The organism is Alteromonas sp. BL110 (genome assembly GCF_003443615.1).
Lineage (GTDB): Bacteria > Pseudomonadota > Gammaproteobacteria > Enterobacterales > Alteromonadaceae > Alteromonas.
Genome location: NZ_CP031967.1, coordinates 3613457 through 3632986, shown reverse-complemented (window position 1 = coordinate 3632986; position 19530 = coordinate 3613457). Strand labels below are relative to the sequence as shown.

The 19530-nt window shown below is 44.3% G+C and carries 20 protein-coding genes; 9 read left to right on the top strand and 11 right to left on the bottom strand.

The genetic code is table 11. The annotated features are described in order from the left end of the window. Positions 1 to 2 precede the first annotated feature (2 nt). From D1814_RS15690 to D1814_RS15670, 5 genes are all read left to right on the top strand, one after another. Complete coding sequence (locus D1814_RS15690; protein WP_118494069.1) at positions 3 to 2096, top strand: response regulator; 2094 nt, start codon at positions 3 to 5, stop codon at positions 2094 to 2096. 180 nt (positions 2097 to 2276) lie between these two features. Then, positions 2277 to 2606: a DUF883 domain-containing protein gene (locus D1814_RS15685; RefSeq protein ID WP_118494066.1), complete on the top strand. Its 330-nt coding sequence runs from the start codon at positions 2277 to 2279 to the stop codon at positions 2604 to 2606. A gap of 4 nt (positions 2607 to 2610) precedes the next feature. Next, complete coding sequence (locus tag D1814_RS15680) at positions 2611 to 3135, top strand: hypothetical protein (protein WP_118494063.1); 525 nt, start codon at positions 2611 to 2613, stop codon at positions 3133 to 3135. Positions 3136 to 3204: 69 nt separating this feature from the next. Then, the gene (locus tag D1814_RS15675; protein WP_118494060.1) at positions 3205 to 3462 is read left to right on the top strand and encodes a hypothetical protein; all 258 of its coding nucleotides are present in this window, start codon (positions 3205 to 3207) and stop codon (positions 3460 to 3462) included. A gap of 24 nt (positions 3463 to 3486) precedes the next feature. Continuing rightward, positions 3487 to 4065: a CC0125/CC1285 family lipoprotein gene (locus D1814_RS15670; protein WP_118494057.1), complete on the top strand. Its 579-nt coding sequence runs from the start codon at positions 3487 to 3489 to the stop codon at positions 4063 to 4065. A 35-nt stretch (positions 4066 to 4100) separates the two neighbouring features. Here D1814_RS15670 and D1814_RS19815 read toward each other — a convergent pair whose 3' ends face one another. Continuing rightward, positions 4101 to 4262 carry a hypothetical protein gene (locus tag D1814_RS19815; RefSeq protein ID WP_442857717.1) on the bottom strand — a complete coding sequence of 54 codons (162 nt, stop codon included), beginning with the start codon at positions 4260 to 4262 and terminating at the stop codon, positions 4101 to 4103. A 329-nt stretch (positions 4263 to 4591) separates the two neighbouring features. Between D1814_RS19815 and D1814_RS15660 the strand changes: the two genes are divergently transcribed. Together D1814_RS15660 and D1814_RS15655 are read left to right on the top strand one after the other, a co-directional pair. Further along, positions 4592 to 4768, top strand: coding sequence for a DUF1328 domain-containing protein (locus D1814_RS15660; protein ID WP_118494051.1), 177 nt, complete (start codon positions 4592 to 4594; stop codon positions 4766 to 4768). Between the two features lie 31 nt (positions 4769 to 4799). Continuing rightward, positions 4800 to 4994 (top strand): hypothetical protein, encoded by a 195-nt coding sequence (locus D1814_RS15655; RefSeq protein ID WP_118494048.1) that lies wholly within the window; start codon positions 4800 to 4802, stop codon positions 4992 to 4994. Between the two features lie 84 nt (positions 4995 to 5078). Here the strand turns inward: D1814_RS15655 and D1814_RS15650 are convergent, their stop codons facing one another. From D1814_RS15650 to D1814_RS15635, 4 genes are read right to left on the bottom strand one after another with little or no spacing between them, the layout of a single operon-like run. Then, positions 5079 to 5297, bottom strand: a complete 219-nt coding sequence (locus D1814_RS15650) for a hypothetical protein (RefSeq protein WP_118494045.1) — start codon at positions 5295 to 5297, stop codon at positions 5079 to 5081. Positions 5298 to 5309: 12 nt separating this feature from the next. Then, entirely contained in the window at positions 5310 to 8180 is a 2871-nt protein-coding gene (locus D1814_RS15645) for a DUF349 domain-containing protein (RefSeq protein ID WP_232368902.1), read from the bottom strand. A 46-nt stretch (positions 8181 to 8226) separates the two neighbouring features. Further along, positions 8227 to 8520, bottom strand: a complete 294-nt coding sequence (locus tag D1814_RS15640; RefSeq protein WP_118494038.1) for a YeaC family protein — start codon at positions 8518 to 8520, stop codon at positions 8227 to 8229. Then, positions 8521 to 8847, bottom strand: coding sequence for a zinc ribbon domain-containing protein (locus D1814_RS15635; RefSeq protein WP_118494035.1), 327 nt, complete (start codon positions 8845 to 8847; stop codon positions 8521 to 8523). Between D1814_RS15635 and D1814_RS19735 the strand changes: the two genes are divergently transcribed. Beyond that, positions 8841 to 8972, top strand: coding sequence for a hypothetical protein (locus tag D1814_RS19735; RefSeq protein ID WP_259462632.1), 132 nt, complete (start codon positions 8841 to 8843; stop codon positions 8970 to 8972). The genes D1814_RS15635 and D1814_RS19735 overlap by 7 nt on opposite strands. A 139-nt stretch (positions 8973 to 9111) precedes the next feature. Here D1814_RS19735 and D1814_RS15625 read toward each other — a convergent pair whose 3' ends face one another. From D1814_RS15625 to D1814_RS15615, 3 genes are all read right to left on the bottom strand, one after another. Further along, entirely contained in the window at positions 9112 to 10770 is a 1659-nt protein-coding gene (locus D1814_RS15625; protein WP_118494032.1) for an alanine/glycine:cation symporter family protein, read from the bottom strand. Between the two features lie 109 nt (positions 10771 to 10879). Further along, entirely contained in the window at positions 10880 to 12019 is a 1140-nt protein-coding gene (locus D1814_RS15620; protein WP_118494029.1) for a M14 family metallopeptidase, read from the bottom strand. Between the two features lie 168 nt (positions 12020 to 12187). Further along, positions 12188 to 13633, bottom strand: a complete 1446-nt coding sequence (locus D1814_RS15615) for a glyceraldehyde-3-phosphate dehydrogenase (protein WP_118494026.1) — start codon at positions 13631 to 13633, stop codon at positions 12188 to 12190. Positions 13634 to 13829: 196 nt separating this feature from the next. Here D1814_RS15615 and D1814_RS15610 point away from each other — a divergent pair, with 196 nt between their 5' ends. Beyond that, positions 13830 to 14714, top strand: a complete 885-nt coding sequence (locus D1814_RS15610; RefSeq protein WP_118494023.1) for a DUF2989 domain-containing protein — start codon at positions 13830 to 13832, stop codon at positions 14712 to 14714. A gap of 171 nt (positions 14715 to 14885) precedes the next feature. Here D1814_RS15610 and msrB read toward each other — a convergent pair whose 3' ends face one another. The 3 genes from msrB to glgX all read right to left on the bottom strand — a co-directional run bounded on the left by msrB (position 14886) and on the right by glgX (position 19499). Continuing rightward, positions 14886 to 15314 (bottom strand): peptide-methionine (R)-S-oxide reductase MsrB, encoded by a 429-nt coding sequence (gene msrB / locus D1814_RS15605; RefSeq protein ID WP_118494019.1) that lies wholly within the window; start codon positions 15312 to 15314, stop codon positions 14886 to 14888. 97 nt (positions 15315 to 15411) lie between these two features. Next, on the bottom strand, positions 15412 to 16965 hold the full coding sequence (gene gndA, locus D1814_RS15600; RefSeq protein ID WP_118494016.1) for an NADP-dependent phosphogluconate dehydrogenase: 1554 nt from the start codon (positions 16963 to 16965) through the stop codon (positions 15412 to 15414). A gap of 434 nt (positions 16966 to 17399) precedes the next feature. Next, entirely contained in the window at positions 17400 to 19499 is a 2100-nt protein-coding gene (gene glgX / locus D1814_RS15595; RefSeq protein ID WP_118494013.1) for a glycogen debranching protein GlgX, read from the bottom strand. Positions 19500 to 19530 lie beyond the last annotated feature (31 nt).

Here is a 19530-nt window from a genome sequence, read left to right as displayed (position 1 = left end):
AGATGTCAGAGGTTATTAAAATTCTATTGGTAGAAGATGATGAAGATGATTACTTCTTAACTTCTGACTATCTAGAACAGTGTGAGTCACCTAAATTTGAGCTAACGTGGGTGACAAACAGTCTCGACGCAATAGAGGCACTGAAAACCGAAAACTTTGATTTGTGCTTGCTTGACTACTTGTTAGGCGCTGAGAATGCCATAGACGTATTGGGCGTTCTAAAATCGAATCAATTTAGCCTGCCTGTGGTTATTTTAACGGGTCAATCAGACGTTACCGTAGATGAAATGGTAATGCGCGCGGGCGCCGCTGATTATCTGCAGAAGTCTGAGATCGAAACGCCGCGCTTTATGCGCACTATCCGCTACGCTATGGTTCGTCGCGATATAGAAAACGAGCGACTTGAACGTAACAAGGTTGAACAAAAGAATAAAGCGAAAGACAAATTCCTTGCCCACCTTGGTCATGAATTGCGCACTCCTCTCACCTCTATTTTAGGCTACACTGAGCTTCTCATTGATGACTCAAGAAATAGTCCGTTTCAACAAGAGCTATCGATAATTCATTCAAACGGAAAACATTTGTTGAGCCTCCTCAACGACTTACTCGACATGTCGCGCATAATGGCAGAGAAGCTTGAGCTAAACATTAAAGATGTGAATTTATCGGCATTTTTGACCGATATTCACTCGTTGATGCGACTGAACGCCAAAGATAAAGGGCTGAGTTTAAATGTGGTTTCTAATACCAAAATTCCTGAATTTATCCAGACAGACCCCACTCGACTTCGCCAGGTGCTCCTTAATCTTATTTCTAATGCGGTTAAGTTCACCGATAAGGGCAGTATCACACTCACTATAGCCCTTGACGATAATCCAATAGATAGTGAAAAGTCTCATTTACTTAGATTTTCCGTAGACGATACTGGCATTGGTATGCCTCCAGACAAATTGATCAATATCTTTCAGCCTTTCGAGCAAATTGAAGATGTAATGCGCGCTAATCACGGTGGCGCCGGCCTCGGTCTAGCTATTTGTAAAGAGCTTGTCACTAAGCTTGGCGGCGATATAGATGTGTCATCTCGACTTGGGGAAGGTAGTACATTCACATTTGATATTGATCCCGGCGATATATCTAAACAACCTCTCGTTGACTTAGAGCTTGGTCAGATACAAACCGTCGAAGCTAGCAGTATCGATTTGAATGTTACCGGCAGAGTACTGATTGTCGATGACTTAAGAGAAATTCGGCGCCTTACCGGACACCTAGTAAGCCAGTCTCAGGCAGATATAAGTTACGCCGAAAATGGTGTTAAAGCACTGGAAGCCGTTTTACAGGCCGATGAACACAATCAACCTTTTGACTTAGTTCTCATGGATATTCACATGCCTGTAATGAACGGTATTGAAGCATTACACGCTATCCGTCGCCATGGCAAAGATATTCCCGTTATTGCGGTTACCGCAGCCAGTCGCAAAGGACTAAGAGAGTCACTGATACGGGAAGGTTTTAACGACGTTATAGGTAAGCCAATAGATCGCTTTGCCTTAGCTCAACTTCTTTCTCAATACCTTCCTCCTGGCGATCACGTTACGTTTACCAATGTAGAAGCACAAGTTGCAGACATGCCGATACAAAAACCTTATGCACCAGAGGAAAACATGCCTTCAAACGAAGAGTTTGAATCCTATATGAGTACAGCTTCATCAGCGAAAAATACGCCTCAGCACAATAATGAAGATAGTCCCGGAAGCAAACGTATCTTGGTGATTGAGGATGATGAAGATGCTGCTGAACTACTGCAGCTATTTTTAACGCACTTAGGACATGAAGTTACTACCGAGTATTGCGGTGCTGATGCACTAAGTACCGCACAAAACGCTGACTTTGATCATGTATTAATGGATCTAACGTTACCAGATTACAATGGGTATGACCTTGCTGGTGAGCTCAAAGAAGAATTACCCGATGCACTGCTTACTATAGTCAGCGGACATGAAGCCGAACAAGAAGCAATGGACGCAATAGGAATAGATAGTGCGCTGCTTAAGCCGGTTTCAAAAGATGACCTCGCATCCGTCGTAGGTGGAAGCTAAGCTTTCGTTTTAACGACTAAGAAAATATTACAGGGGTTTGCAAGGATAACGCGTTTCTTTTGCAAACCTTTCACCCTCCCAGATAACCAACCTCTCTATCCCTTTGTAAATAAAGGATTTATTCTATTGGTACAGCCGTTGCAGTAGTTATTGTGAACCCAAAATATTAAGGAGAGTATTATGGCTACACAAGCTTCAGCAAAACCCCAAACTGTTAAAACCAATAGTACTAACAGTGTGGCTGAACCGAGTCACCCAGTAACGGACCAACTAAAAGACACCCTTCACGCATCAGTAGACAAGCTTGCAGATAGTGCGGGTGTTGCGGAAGAAAACATTCGCCGTACAGCCTCATCGTCTGCAGAAAACATGTCAGAAAGAAAGCGTTTAGCGGAGCAGAAGTGGCAAGCATCGAAGGTACGTAAATACGCAATTGAAAATCCTGTTACAACTGCAGGTATCGCTTTTGCGGCGGGTATGCTAGTAACATCGCTTCTGCGTAAGAAGTAATATTATGAGAACTCCAGATTTTCACAAAGCACGTTACAGCGCGTGCCATGAAAATCCATTTCGCCTGACGCCACCTTCGGCGCAGGCGAAGCTTTACGTAGACGCTACAGTAAAGAAAAACTCCTCGGCGTCAGCGGCTGACGAATCGTCAACCCAGCAACAATACCCCGACCCGTCATTCTCAGACGTATTCACCGCGTTCAAAGAAGCATTTTCTCAAAAGAAAGAACAGGGCTTTGCATTTCTTGAGCTCACTAATAGTGAACTCATGCTGGTTAAGAAGAGTTTTTTCGTCACTGTTTTTGCATGTCTCGCCGCGTTCGCCGTTGGTACGGTCTGCTGGCTTATTTTAAATATCGCTATTGGCGCTATTCTACATAATGCAGGCGTGCACTATGTGGTAGTACCGCTTGTGCTATTAGTATTAAATAGCCTTGCGGCATTTGGTTTCTTTAAACTTGCTCAAAATGCGTTTAACTATCTAAGTTTAGGCAGATTAATTCAGACATGGCGTAGAGTCTTTGAATAGAACGTACACTCAAGGGCATGTTGAGAACCCCTTTGTTTGAGTCCCTTTAATGTTTGTGAGGTGAGTACTATGAACATATTTTTAAAAGCAAATATACGAGATATTGCGCAAAAGGAACACGCCTATTTTTCTCAAAAACATCATGCAGATGTTGCACTTACACAAGCAAAAAGGCAATGTTCATTATTGATAGGTAAGCCAGAGACTTTACTTGGCATTGCCTCTGTTGGGGCGTACAAGGGCGCAGTAGACGCTAAACCTAAAGCAAAGCGCAATCGGGCGTTAATGGTTTTAGGTAGAACTGCATTATTCTCTTTGTTTCAGTAGTCACAGTATTAAGGAATTTGTGAGATGAACATCAAAAGAAAAATTAAAAGTAGCCGTATACTCCTTACCTCTGTAGGTGCGGCATTAAGCTTTGCGATAGTAGGGTGTTCATCAACACCAGTAGCAGCCCCTACCCCATACAAGTCAGCAAAATCTAAAGCCGCGTATGGCTATTCAAGCGAAAAAATTTCTGCAAATCAGTATCAAGTCCTATTTAAAGCGACCGATAAGACGCCTGCCGACAAGGTACAGCAGTACGCTCTATATCGCGCTGCCGAAGTCGCCCAGGAGCAGGAGTTTACCTATTTAGAAGTGGTTAAAACAAATATTGATAAAAAGCCTGTTATAGCGCGAGAAATTACAGCAGGCAAAGAGAAGCCGGCGGTTTTTCAAACAGACAGGCAATGCACAATGTCTGGTTGTGATGAAGTGGCACAGCCTATGGCCGTACCAAGCACAAACGATGTAGTGACAACTCAGATTAACGACATCTACTTTACTATTGATGTAAAGATGGCGAATGATAAAACTCGATTAGGTAAGAAAGTCTTCACTGTTTCAGAAATACTTTCGGAGCCTCTAGAGTCCAAAAACGCCAACTAACTGAACGTCATTGTATTTACCAATACATAGCAACTTCAGTTTTTTAATAGAAATGCTTTTCGGTACGTAGTTGGAGTTACTGAAAAGCATGGCTCAAATGCACGAGCAAAACCTTGATACCTTCTAAAACCAACAACTAATACAATAGTCTCTATTTCTTTTTCTTTCGTGGTTAACAGCTCGCAGACTAGCTGCATTCTATTGTTTTCTACAAATTGTGCCGGTGTCAGATTAGCCTCTTTTAAAAAGAGTCGATGACATTACCTTTCGCTCAGATTTACTAAATCAGATAACTGTTTAACAGTGATAACTCCATCAATTTTAAGCAAGCAGTAGAATAAGGACTTCTCACAATCATGTAAAAAATGCATTCGTTTGTGTAATCGTGTCCTTTATTACTAACCATTTTTCATTCTAAACTCTAAAAAAAATAGATTTAAACCATATTTTTCAATAACTTAAAAACTAGGCATAAAGCTAGCATTAGTTACTACGAAAGTAACGGAAGCAATACGAGGATTTAGTTATGCTAGGTTGGGCAATCACATTTTTTATCATCGCCATTATTGCAGCAGTTTTTGGTTTTGGAGGCATCGCAGGTGCAGCAACAGGTATCGCACAATTTCTTTTCTTTGTGTTTATCGCGTTGTTGGTAATTTCACTTATCGCTAATGCGCTACGTGGAAAATCACCAAGGGCCTAAAAATATTTTATTAGGAAAAAGGAGTAAGGATATGTTTACATTTAAAAATTTATCAAAGGTATTAGTAGCATCAGCATTTGCACTATCACTAGCGGCATGCGGTGACGGTGAAGCAGAAGACGCAGGCGAAGAATTAGACGAAATGGTTACCGATGCAGGTAACGCCGTTGAAGACGCTTGTGAAGATGTGAAAGAAGGCGCAAACGCTGAAGATAAAGACTGTTAATTTTATCTTTATGAAAGAAGGGTCAGACCGCTGTCTGGCCCTTCTTGTATGTATTGATTAAACCTATACTGTCTAACGGTCTCGTTAAGAGACTTCTTCACCACCTAATTCTCGAGCAAGATCATCCAGTGTAGATAGCGTAGAATCAAACTCCCCTATCCCATAACGATACCGTACACTTACATGATGGTCAGAACGTCCAAATTTTACTCTCAACCCTTCAGCATCAATATGCTTTACGGTATTTAAAAAACGATACGCAGACATTTCAGTTTCAAATTGAAACTCAACACTGTTTTCCATTTAGTTTTCCGATTAAGCCACTATTTCAGGGTTAGCACCAATTACTGCGACGACACGTTGAATCAGATTTTTGTCCGCCTTATCTATCGAATCATAAGATAGCCAATCAGCAAGAATGTCGGAAGCCGTAGCCGCCTCACCCTGTTCTAACTTAGATGTCATCATTTGTAGTTGTACGCTAGAGCGAATCGAAGCATCAGCGTCAGGACTAGGCACACCCGCCGCTACTTCTAGCGCTACCGTCAACCATTGCCTATCGTGTTGGCTCATTGCACTACCAGTAGACTGTCCAAGTAAACTTGACCACCGCTTGCCCATTGTTTCTGCCAATGATTGTTCATCACCACTGCCCTCACCAACGCTCAACTGAAGTAATGAGACAAGCGCTTCAGCTCGGGCTACGCGAGCTTGCGACTGTGCACTTTTCGCTAGCGTCTCTCGCTTTTTTTCAATAGATTCTAGTTTTCGTTCGATTTTACTTCTCTGCGCTTTAGGCAAGTCACTTAGCTGTGCTTGCACTGCGTCGACGGCTTGGGTAAACCCAGCATCATCACTGTTAATATCGATAGCTTCAACTTGACTCAGCAAAGAATCAACTAATGCATTTGATGCATTGTTCTGCAGTTTGCGCTGCGCTTTTAAACGTTCAAAAACCGAATCGTTTGCCGCTTTAAACTCTGCCCACAACTTACTCTCTTCGCGTTTGCCGGCGTGACCTATTTGCTTCCATTGCTTTTGCAATTGCTGGGCCTTATCGGCAGCATCTGCTATATCTTCTCCTGTGGAAAGCTGCTGAGCCTTAACAACCAAAGCGCGCTTTTGAGCTTTGTTATCACTTTGCCACTGGCTCACTTTATCTTGGATAGGCGAAGAAACCGTCTTCCACTCTTGTCTCAACTGCTCGTATACTTCACGCTCAACCTGGCCTGCGCTATGCCATTTTTTAGATGCTCTATCAAATGCCTTCACCAGCTCGGCTTCTGGCATATTAATATCCATTGCCTTAACTGTATTGATGATGGATTCGCGCTGCTCACGCGAGGCGATGCGTTGTTCGTCTAATTTGGCGTAATACGCTCTGCATGGCTCGAACGCTTTTTCAAGTGCATCATCAAACTGCTGCTGTAAACTGTTATCGCTGCTTTCGTCGTTATTTGATGAGGACGGCGTTAGCGATAACCATTGCTTACGCAGATATTTAATGGCCTCACTTCTCTGCTTAATGTCATCAGGCGCAGTATCTGCGAGTGCCTGGGCTTCTGCCACAAGAGCGGGCTTGCGTGGCGCTGCCAGGTAATCTTGCCATCCTTCTAGGCGCGACACATCGCCAGCTGTCTTTTCAAATCGTTTTTCAACACTCTTTTTCGCTGTGTTTGGCAGTGCATCATAACTTTCTTGGAGCTTTGAAAACTTCGAAATAGCAGCGCGAAACTTGCCTTGAGAAATCAAGTTATCAATAACGCTAATGTGCTTTCTAACGTGCTTCACTTGCTCATTTTCTTTAGATTTCTGAGCACGCTCTTTGGCATTCACACTGCTAGTCGCTGCGTTAAAGCGCTTAGAAAGTGCTTTAGGAACGGCACGGATTTCGCCACTTAGCGCTTTATACGCTTGACGCGCTTCGTCGAACTCCGCTTTAAGCGTCGCTTTGACTTCGTCGCCACCATTCAGTTGGCTCAAGTCCTCAGCCGAAGCGCTAGCTTCTCCGGCGCTCAAATCGCGAGTACTTTTTTCCGAAACGCTATCACTTAACGCAACGATCTTTGCGGCGATATCCTCGAGAGACTGAAGTTTTATCAGTAGCTTTTGACCGTATTGCTGCTGCATAGAGAAGCGATCAAGCTGCTCGTTTAGCTCGTCAACAGAGTGTTTAATCTGTGTAATGCGCTTATCAGTTGTAGACTCACCATCCAAGCGCGCTAGCTGTTCGAGTGTTGCTTCAACTCCGCGTACGCTTTCATTAACTGTAGCCACATCAGCAAGCGTAGCGTCACAAAGCCTGCTGTTGTAGAGCCAGGAAACCTGCTCTTTGGCGTAAGTCAGCTGCTGCTCGCACAAGGCTTTAGTATTAGCCCGTTGTGACGCTCGTTGCTTTTCTTCCCACGCAGGGCGAATACGGCTTAAGTATCGCTCGAGTTGCTCACTTATACGTGCGCGCTTTTCTTCGTAATCAGCGCGCTCGTCCTGAGTGAGTAAGTCAATTTGAGCAAACAGGCCTGTCAACCCGCTTTCAAGCTCATTACGCTTTTCATCAATGGTTTCTACATCTGACTTGTCGAGCAGAGCCTGATATTTAGAAAGCCCCAAAGTAAGTTGTTTTTTAAGCTCTACAGGGCGCTTTGCAGCCTCTTTGATAGCTTCAATACGCGCATTAATTTGCGCTGTAAGCGCATCACAAGACACTTTTCTAGCAAGCTTCTGCAAATCTGAAACGTCTGAATGGGCGTTGATTAACTGGGTTCGCAGCTGGCTACTAGCCCCCTCTAAAAAGACAAACTGAGTAAACGAAGGCTTGCCCACTTTTTCAATAAGCGCCCTAGCTAAATTGTCGTCTTCCAAGACCGTGGGCTCTTTTTTCAACATTTGCGGTATCAACTGCACCACTAAGTCGGCGTTGGCCGTTTCAGTTAAAAACGAAAAAACCTCTTGGCGGGAAAGCGTGACATCACCATCACCTAACAAAGCGGCGTTTACCTTTTTCTCAGCCACTTTTTTCACCCGGGACTGCTTGGCAATTTGCGACATTTTAAGCCACAGTACAAAGCTGTTTAGCTTTTCGAGTGCCGCTAGACTGACATTTGCATCTTCGTCATTAAATGCCAGTTCGTGAAGAATTGTTTTTTCCTGTGCCTTATCGGGAGAAAGATTCTCGATTGCCTGCATCCTTTTTTCAGGCTTTGGGCTTTGGTGCGAAGGCGCAAATATACGACTAAATATCATCCTGTTTAAACCGCGCTATTGTATTTTTATCATTCTGCTCATCGCGTAACGAGCGTTTAAAGTCGGCTTTGCTTTTATGCACAATTTCGCCGCTTTCGCCTACAGTCATGTGTTCAGAGGACTTTTCTATTTTTGCTTGATAGAGCATTACAGCCTGCATGCTGCTTGCTCTTTGTTCTTCGTTCAGAGCCGTACCGTCAGGCCATTTACCTGTTTCAACTGCCTGACGCAGACGCTCGTAAATCTCCGGCGTCATACTGGCTAATAGTGCTTCTATATTCATTTAGGAAAAACGCTTTATGTAAACAATTCGCGCGCGGTTTACTAAGTACCATACAAAGCCAACCACAGCGCCCAAAATAGCTAAATTATGTTGCAAATCGCCCGGGCGGGTTCCGCCCCAATACATGAAGCCAAAACTCGCAACAAATATCAGCATAGCAATAAGCGACTGGTTCTGGATACTCGCTAATTTTTTAAATCTTTGTAAGCTTTGTTTGCGCTCTATATCTTCTGAGGTAGCGTCTCCGATTTTAAAATCGCAGTGAGGGCACGTCTTTGCTTTATCAGACGTTTTTTTATTACATGAAGGACAGTCAACTAATGCCATATGTTGCTCCTGTTTACTGGGTGCGGATTAGAAATGCTTCAGCGCAATCAAATACGCCAACATTCTACGCGGACGGGTATCATACTGAAGTTCACCACAACAATGAAGTCGATTCTATGGATTAGCTTCTTCGTTACAAAACAAAAATGCGCAGGGTGTTAACTTTTGTACAAAGTTCACCACTGCGCATTTTTACTGGCTAGCTTTCTGTACTCTCCTTCTTCTAAATACCTGAAAAGAGCAGTACTAAAGGTAGCTTACATACTATTTTTTGTGTCGAGACCAGTAGTCGTTGACCGTTTCTTTCATTTCCTTACATAGCAGCATGATGCCAAACAAGTTCGGAAGCGTCATTACTACAATTGCCACGGCAGAAAGCGCCCAAACAAGCGTGGTATCAGAGAATGCCGCCCAAACAAAGCCTGCCACGTAAATAACGCGATACGGCATTACAGAGCGAGGACCAAACAGGTAGGTCATTGCGCGATCGCCATAATAAGACCAAGCGATAGCGGTTGAGAAAGCAAATAACATTAAGCCAATTGAGACAATATACTGCCCCGCATCGCCAAAGAAACCACGCGTAAAAGCAATAGTGGTGAGCGCTGCTGAGTGAACTAGCGACTTACCGCTCACTTCAAGATTATCTTTAACTGGTTTTCCGTCGACAATTTTTAATGTACCGGTAAACAAGTCTTCACTACCTACTGCGTACTTCACGTCTTCTGCGATAGAACGCGCGTTAAGTAGGGTAAATCCATCGCTTACGGCAGTACCATTTACTACGGTGATAGACCCTGTGTACGGCTCTACGCTGTTTCCATCAATCTCATTCAGATATCCGTAAAGTTTATCTACATCAGCTTGGTTTGAATCATCATATTGCCCGGCTACAAAGTACATGTCTGAACGGTCGAATACGTTTTCGTGTTTTTCTTTCCAAACGCCTGATGAAAGAATAACTAAACCAGTAACAGTACATATTAGAATGGTGTCGATGAAAGGCTCAAGTAGCGAGACCATACCTTCTGACGCAGGCTCTTTTGTTTTTGCTGCTGCATGCGCAATAGGCGCAGAGCCCTGGCCCGCTTCGTTTGAAAACAGACCTCGGTTAACGCCTCGGTTAAACGCATAAGCTAACGAAGACCCCAAGAAACCACCTGCTGCAGCTGAACCGGTGAACGCATCACCGATAACTGCGGCAAACGAAGGCCCGATATTTTCTAGATTAGCGAAAATAACGGCAAGTGCACCAATAAGGTAAATAACTGCCATAACCGGAACAACACGCGCTGTAAACGCTGCAATTCGTTGGATACCACCAAGAATGACCAAGGCAAGAAGAATACCCAGTACACTACCTACCAACCAAGGTTCGAAGCCAAAGGTAGCTTCAATACTTTGCGCTATACCATTACTTTGCGGAAGATTACCCGTACCAAATGAACTTACTACTGTGGCAATAGCAAAGGCTACCGCTAACCACTTCATGTTAAGGCGACGATCCATATAATACATAGGGCCACCAGCCATGGTGCCATCTTCTGTTTTTACGCGGTATTTATGTGACAGAGTTACTTCAACAAACTTCGTCGTCATACCCAAAAAGGCGGTCACCCACATCCAAAATAGTGCAGCAGGACCACCAAGGAAAATAGCGAATGCAACACCTGAGATATTACCTGTACCCACAGTGCCAGACAGTGCGGTAGTTAGTGCGCGAAAATGCGTGGTGTCGCCTGGATCGCTTTCTTTATCAAACTTACCGGTAACAACCTGCCAAGCATGTTTAAAGAAACGAATTTGCGGAAACTTAAGATAAACCGTAAAGAAAAGACCTACGCCTAACAGTACATAAGGAAACCAGAACGCGCCCCCTAAGAAACCATCGAGCATAGTTAGAAAACCATATAACCCTTCCAACGTTATTCCCCTTTTTTATTATGTTTAATTGTTGTTTTATTTTGATAATTAAAAGGCCTCTTTTTGTCGAGGCCTTTTTTGCGGAAGCTTTTACTTCCTTATTTTTATTTTATTGCTCTGATGCTTTTAGCTTTTTAACAACTGCGTTTACACCAATTAGCAAATCTTCACCTAATTGACGGCTGCGCTGTACTGACCAACCGTATATGTCGTCTGGTACATCTGCGTTGTCTTTAAATGGCATTTCTACCGTGTAGGCCATACATTTGAACTTCTCGCCCACTGCATTCGAAGCCACGGTTAAGTTAGCCTTACCTGGCTCATCTTTATCGTAGCCAAACTCATCTTGAAACTCTGGCGTTGCGTTTAAAAGCGCGCCTTTAAACGTATCTTCAAGCATTTTAATGGTGTCATTGTAGCTAGGGTTACCTTCACTTCCTGCAACAAAGTTGTACGGCAATGCCTCATCACCGTGCAAATCAAGATACATATCTACACCAATTTCGCTCATTGCGTTAAGTACGTAAAGTACTTCCGGGCTTTTTTCCTGCGTAGGTGTCGCCCACTCGCGATTAAGATTGGTACCTACAGCATTGGTGCGCAGGTGACCGCGTGCACTGCCGTCTGGGTTCATGTTTGGTACTATGTAAAAGACAGCGTTATCAAGCAACTGTCGCGCCAAACCATCTTGCCCATCAAGCAAACGGTAGATGATACCTTCTGCACACCACTCGGCCATGGTTTCACCAGGGTGTTGACGAGCCGTAATCCATACTTTTTTCTTTTCCGGCGTTTCTTCACCGATAACCAGCATAGACATATCACGGCCATCTAGGGTAAGGCCTAAGAATTTATGCTCGCACAGTAATGACATTTGCGCGTCGTGAACAAGATCGAGATGGCGTTCGTAGCTGTAAGGAATAAAATACGCAAAATAGACGCTCGGTTGTTCTAGCGTTAGCGAGAACGTAAGGTTGTCGCCGTCAAATTCACTAGGAATTCTAAACCATGTTTGACGGTCGTAAGACGCTAGAACGTTATATCCCTTCCAACCCTCTGGATACGCTGATTTTGTCAGGTTACCGATGGTCATGGTGTGCGTAACAAAAGTTTCGCCGACTAAACGGAAATGGAACCACTGTGCAAATTCAGATTGGTTGTCGTTGGGAATGGTTAGACGGATATCGTCTGGTGATTGTGCGCTAACAACTTCAATGTTACCGCTGTCGAATTGACTGGAAATATGCATAGACTGTCGTTTTCCTCATTATTTGAGCGCTAATTTAGCATAGACGTAAACAGAAATTCCACGCACACAGCGGGTTTTGTACTATCAATAGTATACAAAATGTTTACACCATCAAAAAACCGACCACTTAGGTCGGTTTTTTGTACAGTTTCTTGTAATGCGTGTTACTTACAGCGGCAACGTAGGGAAACTTAGCCCTGCCATGTCACGCACTACGCGCAATACCTGACAGCTGTAACCAAACTCATTGTCGTACCATACGTAAAGCGTTAGACGGTTGTCTGCGGCGATAGTTGCCTGAGAGTCAACCACAGACGCAGCGCGAGAGCCTACTAAGTCTGTAGATACAATCTCTTTACTTGCCGTGTAGTCAATTTGGTGTTGAAGCTTTGAGAATAACGCGGTATCGCGCAAGAACTCATTAACTGTAATGCGGTCCACTGACGTTTTAAGGTTTAGATTCAAAATCGCTAGCGATACATTAGGTGTAGGTACGCGGATAGCGTTACCGGTTAGTTTACCTGCTAATTTCGGGTAAGCTTTGGCAACTGCTTTCGCTGCGCCCGTTTCGGTAATAACCATGTTAAGTGGCGCACTACGTCCACGACGGTCACCCTTATGATAATTATCGATAAGATTTTGGTCATTAGTGTAAGAGTGAACGGTTTCAACATGACCATTCTCAATGCCGTATTCTTCGTCTAGCGCTTTAAGTACTGGCGTAATGGCGTTAGTTGTGCAGCTAGCAGCAGAAACAATAGTGTCTTCTGGCGTTACCTCTTCATCGTTCACACCGTGTACGATATTTTTGATGTCACCTTTGCCTGGTGCGGTAAGAATTGCTTTAGCCGCGCCTTTCGCCTTAAGGTGAAGACCAAGACCATCGCGGTCGCGCCAAATACCCGTGTTATCTACGATGATAGCGTTATCGATACCATACTGGGTGTAATCCACTTCATCAGGGCTATTGGCATAAATCACTTGAATGTACGAACCATTTGCTTTCAATGCATTGCGTTCGTGATCAACTGTGATACTCCCATTGAATGGGCCATGTACGGAATCGCGACGAAGTAAGCTTGCGCGTTTTTCTAAATCGCCATCACGCCCGCCACGTACCACAATGGCACGCAAGCGAAGCTTGTTGTTTTTACCTTGACGCTCTATGAGTAAGCGAGCAAGTAAACGACCTATACGGCCAAAACCATAAAGTACAACATCCTGAGGCTTCTGAGCGTCCTCTTTGTCGGCAACGTCGTTTAGTTTTTCGTTGAGGTAGGCCGTAAGGTCGCTGTTGTCGACCGCAGAACCGTAATGAAAATCAAAAGCCAATTTACCAATATCAATTTGGGCGGGAGCAAGTTTCATATTGCTCAAAGCTTCTAAAATGGGATAGCTTTCGCGTAGGCGTAGCTTAATGCCTTCATGCAGACGCACTTTGCGGTGCGCTTTAATAACATCAATAGCACTAGCGTTCAGTAGCGAGCGTCCATAAACTGAAATTTCAACTGCCTTATTGCGGTACAACTTACCAATAAGGGGCAACATCATTTCTGCGTATTCCTGACGCTCTTGCCAGCTGCTTTGTAATTCCTGCTCAAACTGTTGATTCATGCTTCTGCCTTCATCCATCGATATTAATTTAACGGTGTTGTCATTGTTAAAAGCCCGGCCAATTATTTATTGGCATAGTCGCTTTCAAACAATCCTAATTACGCGTCAGCTTTTTATTATTTTTAGGGTACACTAGGTGAGTTTTCGCCTGACGGTGACGAGCAGTATCTTAAATAAACAAGCAAGGAAGACCAAATTGTTGATAAGTTTCAAAACCTCTATGAAAACCACTACAACGACGAGTTTATTTAGTAAGTTTCCAACAAAAGGTCGCGTGGCTGCTCTTTGGCTAGCGGCAGCGTCGGCTCTCACGGGGTGTGGCGATATCTTTGAGCCTACTATCAGTGAAATATGTGAATCTCATAGTGAGATTTGCTTAGATTTGAGTTTAGACGCACGCTGTCGCGCTGAGCGTGCCGAGATCATCCGTCTTCGTTATTACAACCAAGACTCAATAGACGAGGCATATAAATACCCTCTCCTTTTACACTTCGAGGAATATCTAGTTTGCGTCGAAGAAGCGCAACATATCGAACATGTAAAACGCAAAGGTAAAGAGGCGACGAGACTTAAAGGCGTTATTACTGCTCAGCGTGAAATTAAACGCCTCAGCCGAGAGACGAAAAACTCCCTTGACCCCTACCTTTCTTACTACCATTGGACACGCTATAACGACAAAGATGCTTTTCATCGCTTCGAGCGCTATGCGGCGAGCAACCGAGTTAGCGACCCTAAATTATTGGTTGAACTCGCCTCTGTGCAAATAAAAACGGACCAGGAACGTACCGTCAATACCCTGTATCGCGCGCTGAGTTTGTACACAGATAGTGACAATATTGATGTCAGTATCTTTTACTCACTCGCTTCGATGGGAATGGACAAAGATAATTTTCGCCTCGCCTATGTATGGTATGGCGTTGCTGAATATTATGACGAACGACTTAACGAGACTCAACGCATGCAACTTGGCAAGAAATACGCATTACCGGTTGAAATATTGGACAATATAGTCGATGAAATAGTCAGTAGCTTGAACAGCGCGACTTTTGATGCCGACTCGTTAAAACTGCACAAAATTTGATTTTTTGAAATTCAATTACATAATTTCGTTAGTAAATAATTAAAAAAACCGCCGTTTATCGGCGGTTTTTTTCATCTGTGTCTTAAGGTATTTCGTTTGAGGTTAAAATTTAATCAGATGTTTACCTTAACCGATGCTCACAGAAGATAAAGCGAAATTCATCTTGGCTGTTTATCCTTTGATCTTTATATCGTCTTCACCTTTGAACGTCATAGATAGCGAGTTCACACAGTAGCGTTGTCCAGTTGGCGCGGGGCCATCTGGAAACACGTGGCCTAAATGTGAGCCACACTTCTTACAGAAAATTTCAACTCGACGCATACCATGCGTTAAATCTTCCCTATAATCTACGTTGCCGTCTTCAAGCTGTTTATAAAATGAAGGCCAGCCACAGCCCGCATCAAATTTGGTATCTGAAGGAAAAAGTGGCGCTTCGCAGCACTTACAGACGTATAAACCATCTCGCTGTTCATCTAGCAGTACCCCTGTGAAAGGTCTTTCAGTACCGGCTTCGCGACATACATAATATTCTTCGTCGCTAAGTTCAGCTTTCCAGTCATTTTCAGCCAATGATGCGTTTGGTTTTTTACCTGTCGACATAAATTACCTCTTAAACAAAAAAGGTGTATTTGAAACAAATACACCTTTTCATAGTTTACGCTCAATAATGAACGTTTGTACCACTATTTAGTTCATGCTATCTCTTGATAGCAGTTTGGGGTCGTGCCGGATCACTCCATTCGATGTGATACTTCTTGCCCACTGGTTTATCTACACGCTGGTAAGTATGCGCGCCAAAGTAATCGCGCTGCCCCTGCAACAAGTTAGCTGGCAGCACTGCAGTGCGATATGAATCGTAGTAGCTAAGCGCCGACATCATCGCAGGGCATGGAACACCTGCCAGTGTCGCCTGAGCGATAGACTCGCGCCAGTCAGCCTGATACTGCGTAATCTGCTCTGCAAAGAACGGGTCCAATAACAGGTTCGCTAAATCTTCATTATTTTCATAGGCCTGAGAAATAGACTGTAGGAATACGGCGCGAATTATACAGCCTGCACGCCATATTTTAGCTATTTCACCGAACTCTAGCGTCCAACCGTGCTCCTTGCCCGCCATCGCCATAAGCTGGAAGCCTTGTGCATAGGCGCAGATTTTAGAGCAGTAAAGCGCTTGTTCCAGCTTATTGATGATAGAAACTTTTTGATCATCGCTAAACGCGGGCGTATCTGGACCTGCAAGCACTTCACTCGCAGCGACACGTTCGTCTTTCAAACTCGAAATACTTCGGGCAAATACTGCAGATGTAATGGTTTGTGCAGGACTACCTACTTGAAGCGCACTTACTGCTGTCCAAAGACCCGTACCTTTTTGGCCCGCTCTATCTAAGATAACATCAACCAATGGCTGTTGAGTTTCAGGGTCCATTTGCTCAAGAACTTCAGCGCTGATTTCCATCAGATAGCTATTTAGCTTACCGTCGTTCCAACCACGAAATACTTGTGCAATTTCAGTAGGCGTCATTTTAAGCGCTTCGCGCATTACATGGTAGGTTTCGCAAATAAGTTGCATGTCGGCGTATTCAATACCGTTATGCACCATTTTTACATAGTGGCCCGCCCCTACGGGACCAATGTAAGTGGCACATGGTTCGCCTTCTACCACTGGCTGACCTGGCGTATGGCTTTCAAGTGGTTTACCTGTTACAGGGTCAACCTTTGCCGCAATAGCTTTAAGAACAGGCTCAATGCGTGTCCACGCATAAGGATTACCTGAAGGCATCAGTGACGGCCCGAAACGCGCGCCCACTTCACCACCCGACACAGCGGTAGAGAAGAAGATAAATTTGCCTTTATACTGTTCTTCGCGGGCCACTGAGTCGGTCCACAAACTATTACCAGTATCAACCACGATATCGTCAGCGTGTATTCCCGCGTCGATAAGGTGATTACATACGTGGTCAACGGGGGCGCCTGCCGGCACAGAGATAATGATAAGATGCGGGGCTTTTAACTTGCTTAAAAGCTCGGTGTAGGAGCTGCAGCCTTCAACGCGAGGCTCAGTATTTGTGGCTCTTTCGCTTGCGTCTTTAGCCAAAATTGACTCAACTTTGTTTTGATCTAAATCGAAACACGCAACACGATAGCCGTGGTCTACTAGGTTCATGGTTAGGTTACTACCCATTACCCCTAAACCGATAAAACCAATATCACACGCTTTGTCTTCGTGCGAATTACCACCTTTCTTTTGCATAGGAACACCCTCACATTTCAGATGGCTGCGCATGATACCACCAGAAAGAATAAAGAACAGCTTAAGCTAACAATTTAGTGCGCGCTGGTGTAAATGTCACCAGCGGTAAACATTAGCAGCTTTTCGAGGCCAGTTTGAATGATAATTTAGTATTTATTTAATGCCAGCTAACATACGCATTACGCCGCCGAACAAAATTTATACAACTGTAAAGACTCAGTGGCATGTTTCTACTGCGCGCGTTGCTCGCTATTGCGAAGCGCTGCGTTTATTTAATTGGGCTTATCTACTAGGATGTGTTCGCTGAGCGCTAATGATTTAGACTCGCGCTCGCTAATTGACGCCGCTAGTCTTGATAGGACAAGCGGCATTATCCAGCGAATCAAGACCCACAAGCTCGGTTACCACGTCTTGCCTCTCTAGGCACTCAACTTTTATTCCGAAAATTGGGAAAAACTAAACAGCGTGAGAGATTTACCGGCTTGTAAAAACACTTTTTGAATACAAATAGAGGGTTGCTCTTCTAGTGAACTATAGCGCGTGTCTAAATACATGGTCCACCCGCCTTTCGGCATCACAGTTGGCAGGTGAAAACGCACGTCGCTATCGCTAGCATTCACACACAAGAACCAGTGCTCGGGCTTTTGGTCGGGCTCTCTCTGGCTCATGACACAGCCCTTTATTTCAACACCAAACGCTTTGTTGTGATGTGCATTCCAATCTTCAGACGCTTTATCCGAACCGTCCGGTTTGTACCAATTAATCTCTTTAACGTTTCTCGATAACGTAAAAGCGTCATCATGAAGCTTTAATTCACTCAACAGCGATGATGATTGACGCAAGCGCACCACATACTGACAGAAGCTTAAAAAGTCCTGTTTACGCTTGTTTAGCTCCCAATTTATCCAGCTAATCGGATTATCCTGGCAGTAGGCATTATTGTTGCCGTTTTGGGTACGACTTAGCTCATCACCACCGAGAATATGGGGCGTGCCCTGAGAAAAAATGAGGGTTGCGAAAAGGTTGCGTTTTTGGCGCTCTCGCATAGCGAGAACTCGCTCATCATTCGTTTCCCCCTCCACACCGTAGTTTGCAGAAAGGTTATGTCCATGACCGTCCCGATTCTCTTCTAAATTGTCGAGATTGTGGCGCTCAGCGTAGGTCACCATATCATGTAGGGTAAAACCATCGTGATAAGTCACGTTATTCACTGACGTACTGATATGCCGCCGTCCTTTGTGAAAAATATCTCGTGAGCCCATTAGCCGAGTAGCAAAGTCTGCTGTTACACCACCATCTCCCCGCCAAAACGCGCGCACTGTATCGCGGTATTTGTCGTTTACCTCTAACCATGGTGACGGAAAGTTGCCCACTTGGTAACCGTTTGGACCAATATCCCAAGGCTCAGCGAGCAGCACCTTACCTTTTAAAACAGGATCGCTACTGATGGCTCTTAGTAACCCAGACTTTTTATTATATTGTTGGGGCTCTCTCCCCAAACAAACTGCCAAATCGAAGCGAAAACCATCTACACCAATAACGGACACCCAATGACGCATAGCATCTAAAATAAGCCCCATCATAAATGGCTGCGCAGTGTTTACTGTGTTACCGCAGCCAGAGTGATTAGAGTAAACCAATTCACCGTTTTTCGTTTGTTCCAACAAATAAGCTTGGTTTGGACAAAACCCTTTATAGGATAAAATAGGGCCACCGCCGCCCGCCTCTGCTGTGTGGTTAAATACCACATCAACTATCACCTCTAAGCCTGCACTATGGTAAGCGTCAATCATAGACTTAAGTTCAGCGAGCGCATCTGAAACGCCATAGCGTGGTTCAGGCGCAAAGAAGTTAACGGGGTTATACCCCCAATAGTTTGTTAAGCCCTTATCGGTGATAAAAGGCTCTGGCATAAACGAACACAAAGGCATAAATTGAACTGTTGTTACGCCTAATGCCTTAATGTGTTTGATGACGCTAGGATGAGCTGCGCCAATGAATTTACCACGGTGTGCTTTTGGCACATCAGGATGAAGCTTTGTTAAGCCTTTTACGTGTGCCTCATAAACCACTCGCTTATGTTTAGGTATAACGGGCGAACGAACATGATTAGTTGCATAGTCATTGTGATCTATCACTATGCATTTAGGGATCATAAACTGAGAGTCGTGCTTGTATTGCCTTGCATCCCACTTAATTGCCCGGCTGATTTTTTTGGCGTACGGATCAATAAGTAATTTGTCAGTAGGGACAGCATGTAAACCACCTTGCCCACGCTCTACACGGTACCCATAGTATTGACCAACCCTTACGCCGCTAAAATGACCGTGCCAAACATCGCCAGTTTTTTCTGGCAGAGGATGTTCACTTATTGCCTCTTCAGTATCGCAGTTGAAAAAGCACAATACGACCGCTTTAGCATCAGGAGCATAAACGGCAAAATTACATCCATCGTGAGTCAGTGTGGCGCCAAGTGGATGTGCATTACCCACCCCACTTTCAACAAATTGCACTATCTCTGAAATTTCGTTCACTGCGTTCTCAATCTACTTATACGCTAAGGCT

What these genes read in the sequence shown, in the direction of transcription:
- D1814_RS15675 (WP_118494060.1), top strand. Translation starts at nt 3,205, where the DNA reads ATGAACATATTTTTAAAAGCAAATATACGAGATATTGCGCAAAAGGAA.
- D1814_RS19815 (WP_442857717.1), bottom strand. Translation starts at nt 4,262, where the DNA reads ATGCAGCTAGTCTGCGAGCTGTTAACCACGAAAGAAAAAGAAATAGAG.
- D1814_RS15660 (WP_118494051.1), top strand. Translation starts at nt 4,592, where the DNA reads ATGCTAGGTTGGGCAATCACATTTTTTATCATCGCCATTATTGCAGCA.
- D1814_RS15645 (WP_232368902.1), bottom strand. Translation starts at nt 8,180, where the DNA reads ATGCAGGCAATCGAGAATCTTTCTCCCGATAAGGCACAGGAAAAAACA.
- D1814_RS15640 (WP_118494038.1), bottom strand. Translation starts at nt 8,520, where the DNA reads ATGAATATAGAAGCACTATTAGCCAGTATGACGCCGGAGATTTACGAG.
- D1814_RS15685 (WP_118494066.1), top strand. Translation starts at nt 2,277, where the DNA reads ATGGCTACACAAGCTTCAGCAAAACCCCAAACTGTTAAAACCAATAGT.
- D1814_RS19735 (WP_259462632.1), top strand. Translation starts at nt 8,841, where the DNA reads ATGCCATATGTTGCTCCTGTTTACTGGGTGCGGATTAGAAATGCTTCA.
- D1814_RS15670 (WP_118494057.1), top strand. Translation starts at nt 3,487, where the DNA reads ATGAACATCAAAAGAAAAATTAAAAGTAGCCGTATACTCCTTACCTCT.
- D1814_RS15620 (WP_118494029.1), bottom strand. Translation starts at nt 12,019, where the DNA reads ATGCATATTTCCAGTCAATTCGACAGCGGTAACATTGAAGTTGTTAGC.
- D1814_RS15650 (WP_118494045.1), bottom strand. Translation starts at nt 5,297, where the DNA reads ATGGAAAACAGTGTTGAGTTTCAATTTGAAACTGAAATGTCTGCGTAT.
- D1814_RS15655 (WP_118494048.1), top strand. Translation starts at nt 4,800, where the DNA reads ATGTTTACATTTAAAAATTTATCAAAGGTATTAGTAGCATCAGCATTT.
- D1814_RS15680 (WP_118494063.1), top strand. Translation starts at nt 2,611, where the DNA reads ATGAGAACTCCAGATTTTCACAAAGCACGTTACAGCGCGTGCCATGAA.
- D1814_RS15690 (WP_118494069.1), top strand. Translation starts at nt 3, where the DNA reads ATGTCAGAGGTTATTAAAATTCTATTGGTAGAAGATGATGAAGATGAT.
- D1814_RS15615 (WP_118494026.1), bottom strand. Translation starts at nt 13,633, where the DNA reads ATGAATCAACAGTTTGAGCAGGAATTACAAAGCAGCTGGCAAGAGCGT.
- gndA (WP_118494016.1), bottom strand. Translation starts at nt 16,965, where the DNA reads ATGCAAAAGAAAGGTGGTAATTCGCACGAAGACAAAGCGTGTGATATT.
- D1814_RS15635 (WP_118494035.1), bottom strand. Translation starts at nt 8,847, where the DNA reads ATGGCATTAGTTGACTGTCCTTCATGTAATAAAAAAACGTCTGATAAA.
- msrB (WP_118494019.1), bottom strand. Translation starts at nt 15,314, where the DNA reads ATGTCGACAGGTAAAAAACCAAACGCATCATTGGCTGAAAATGACTGG.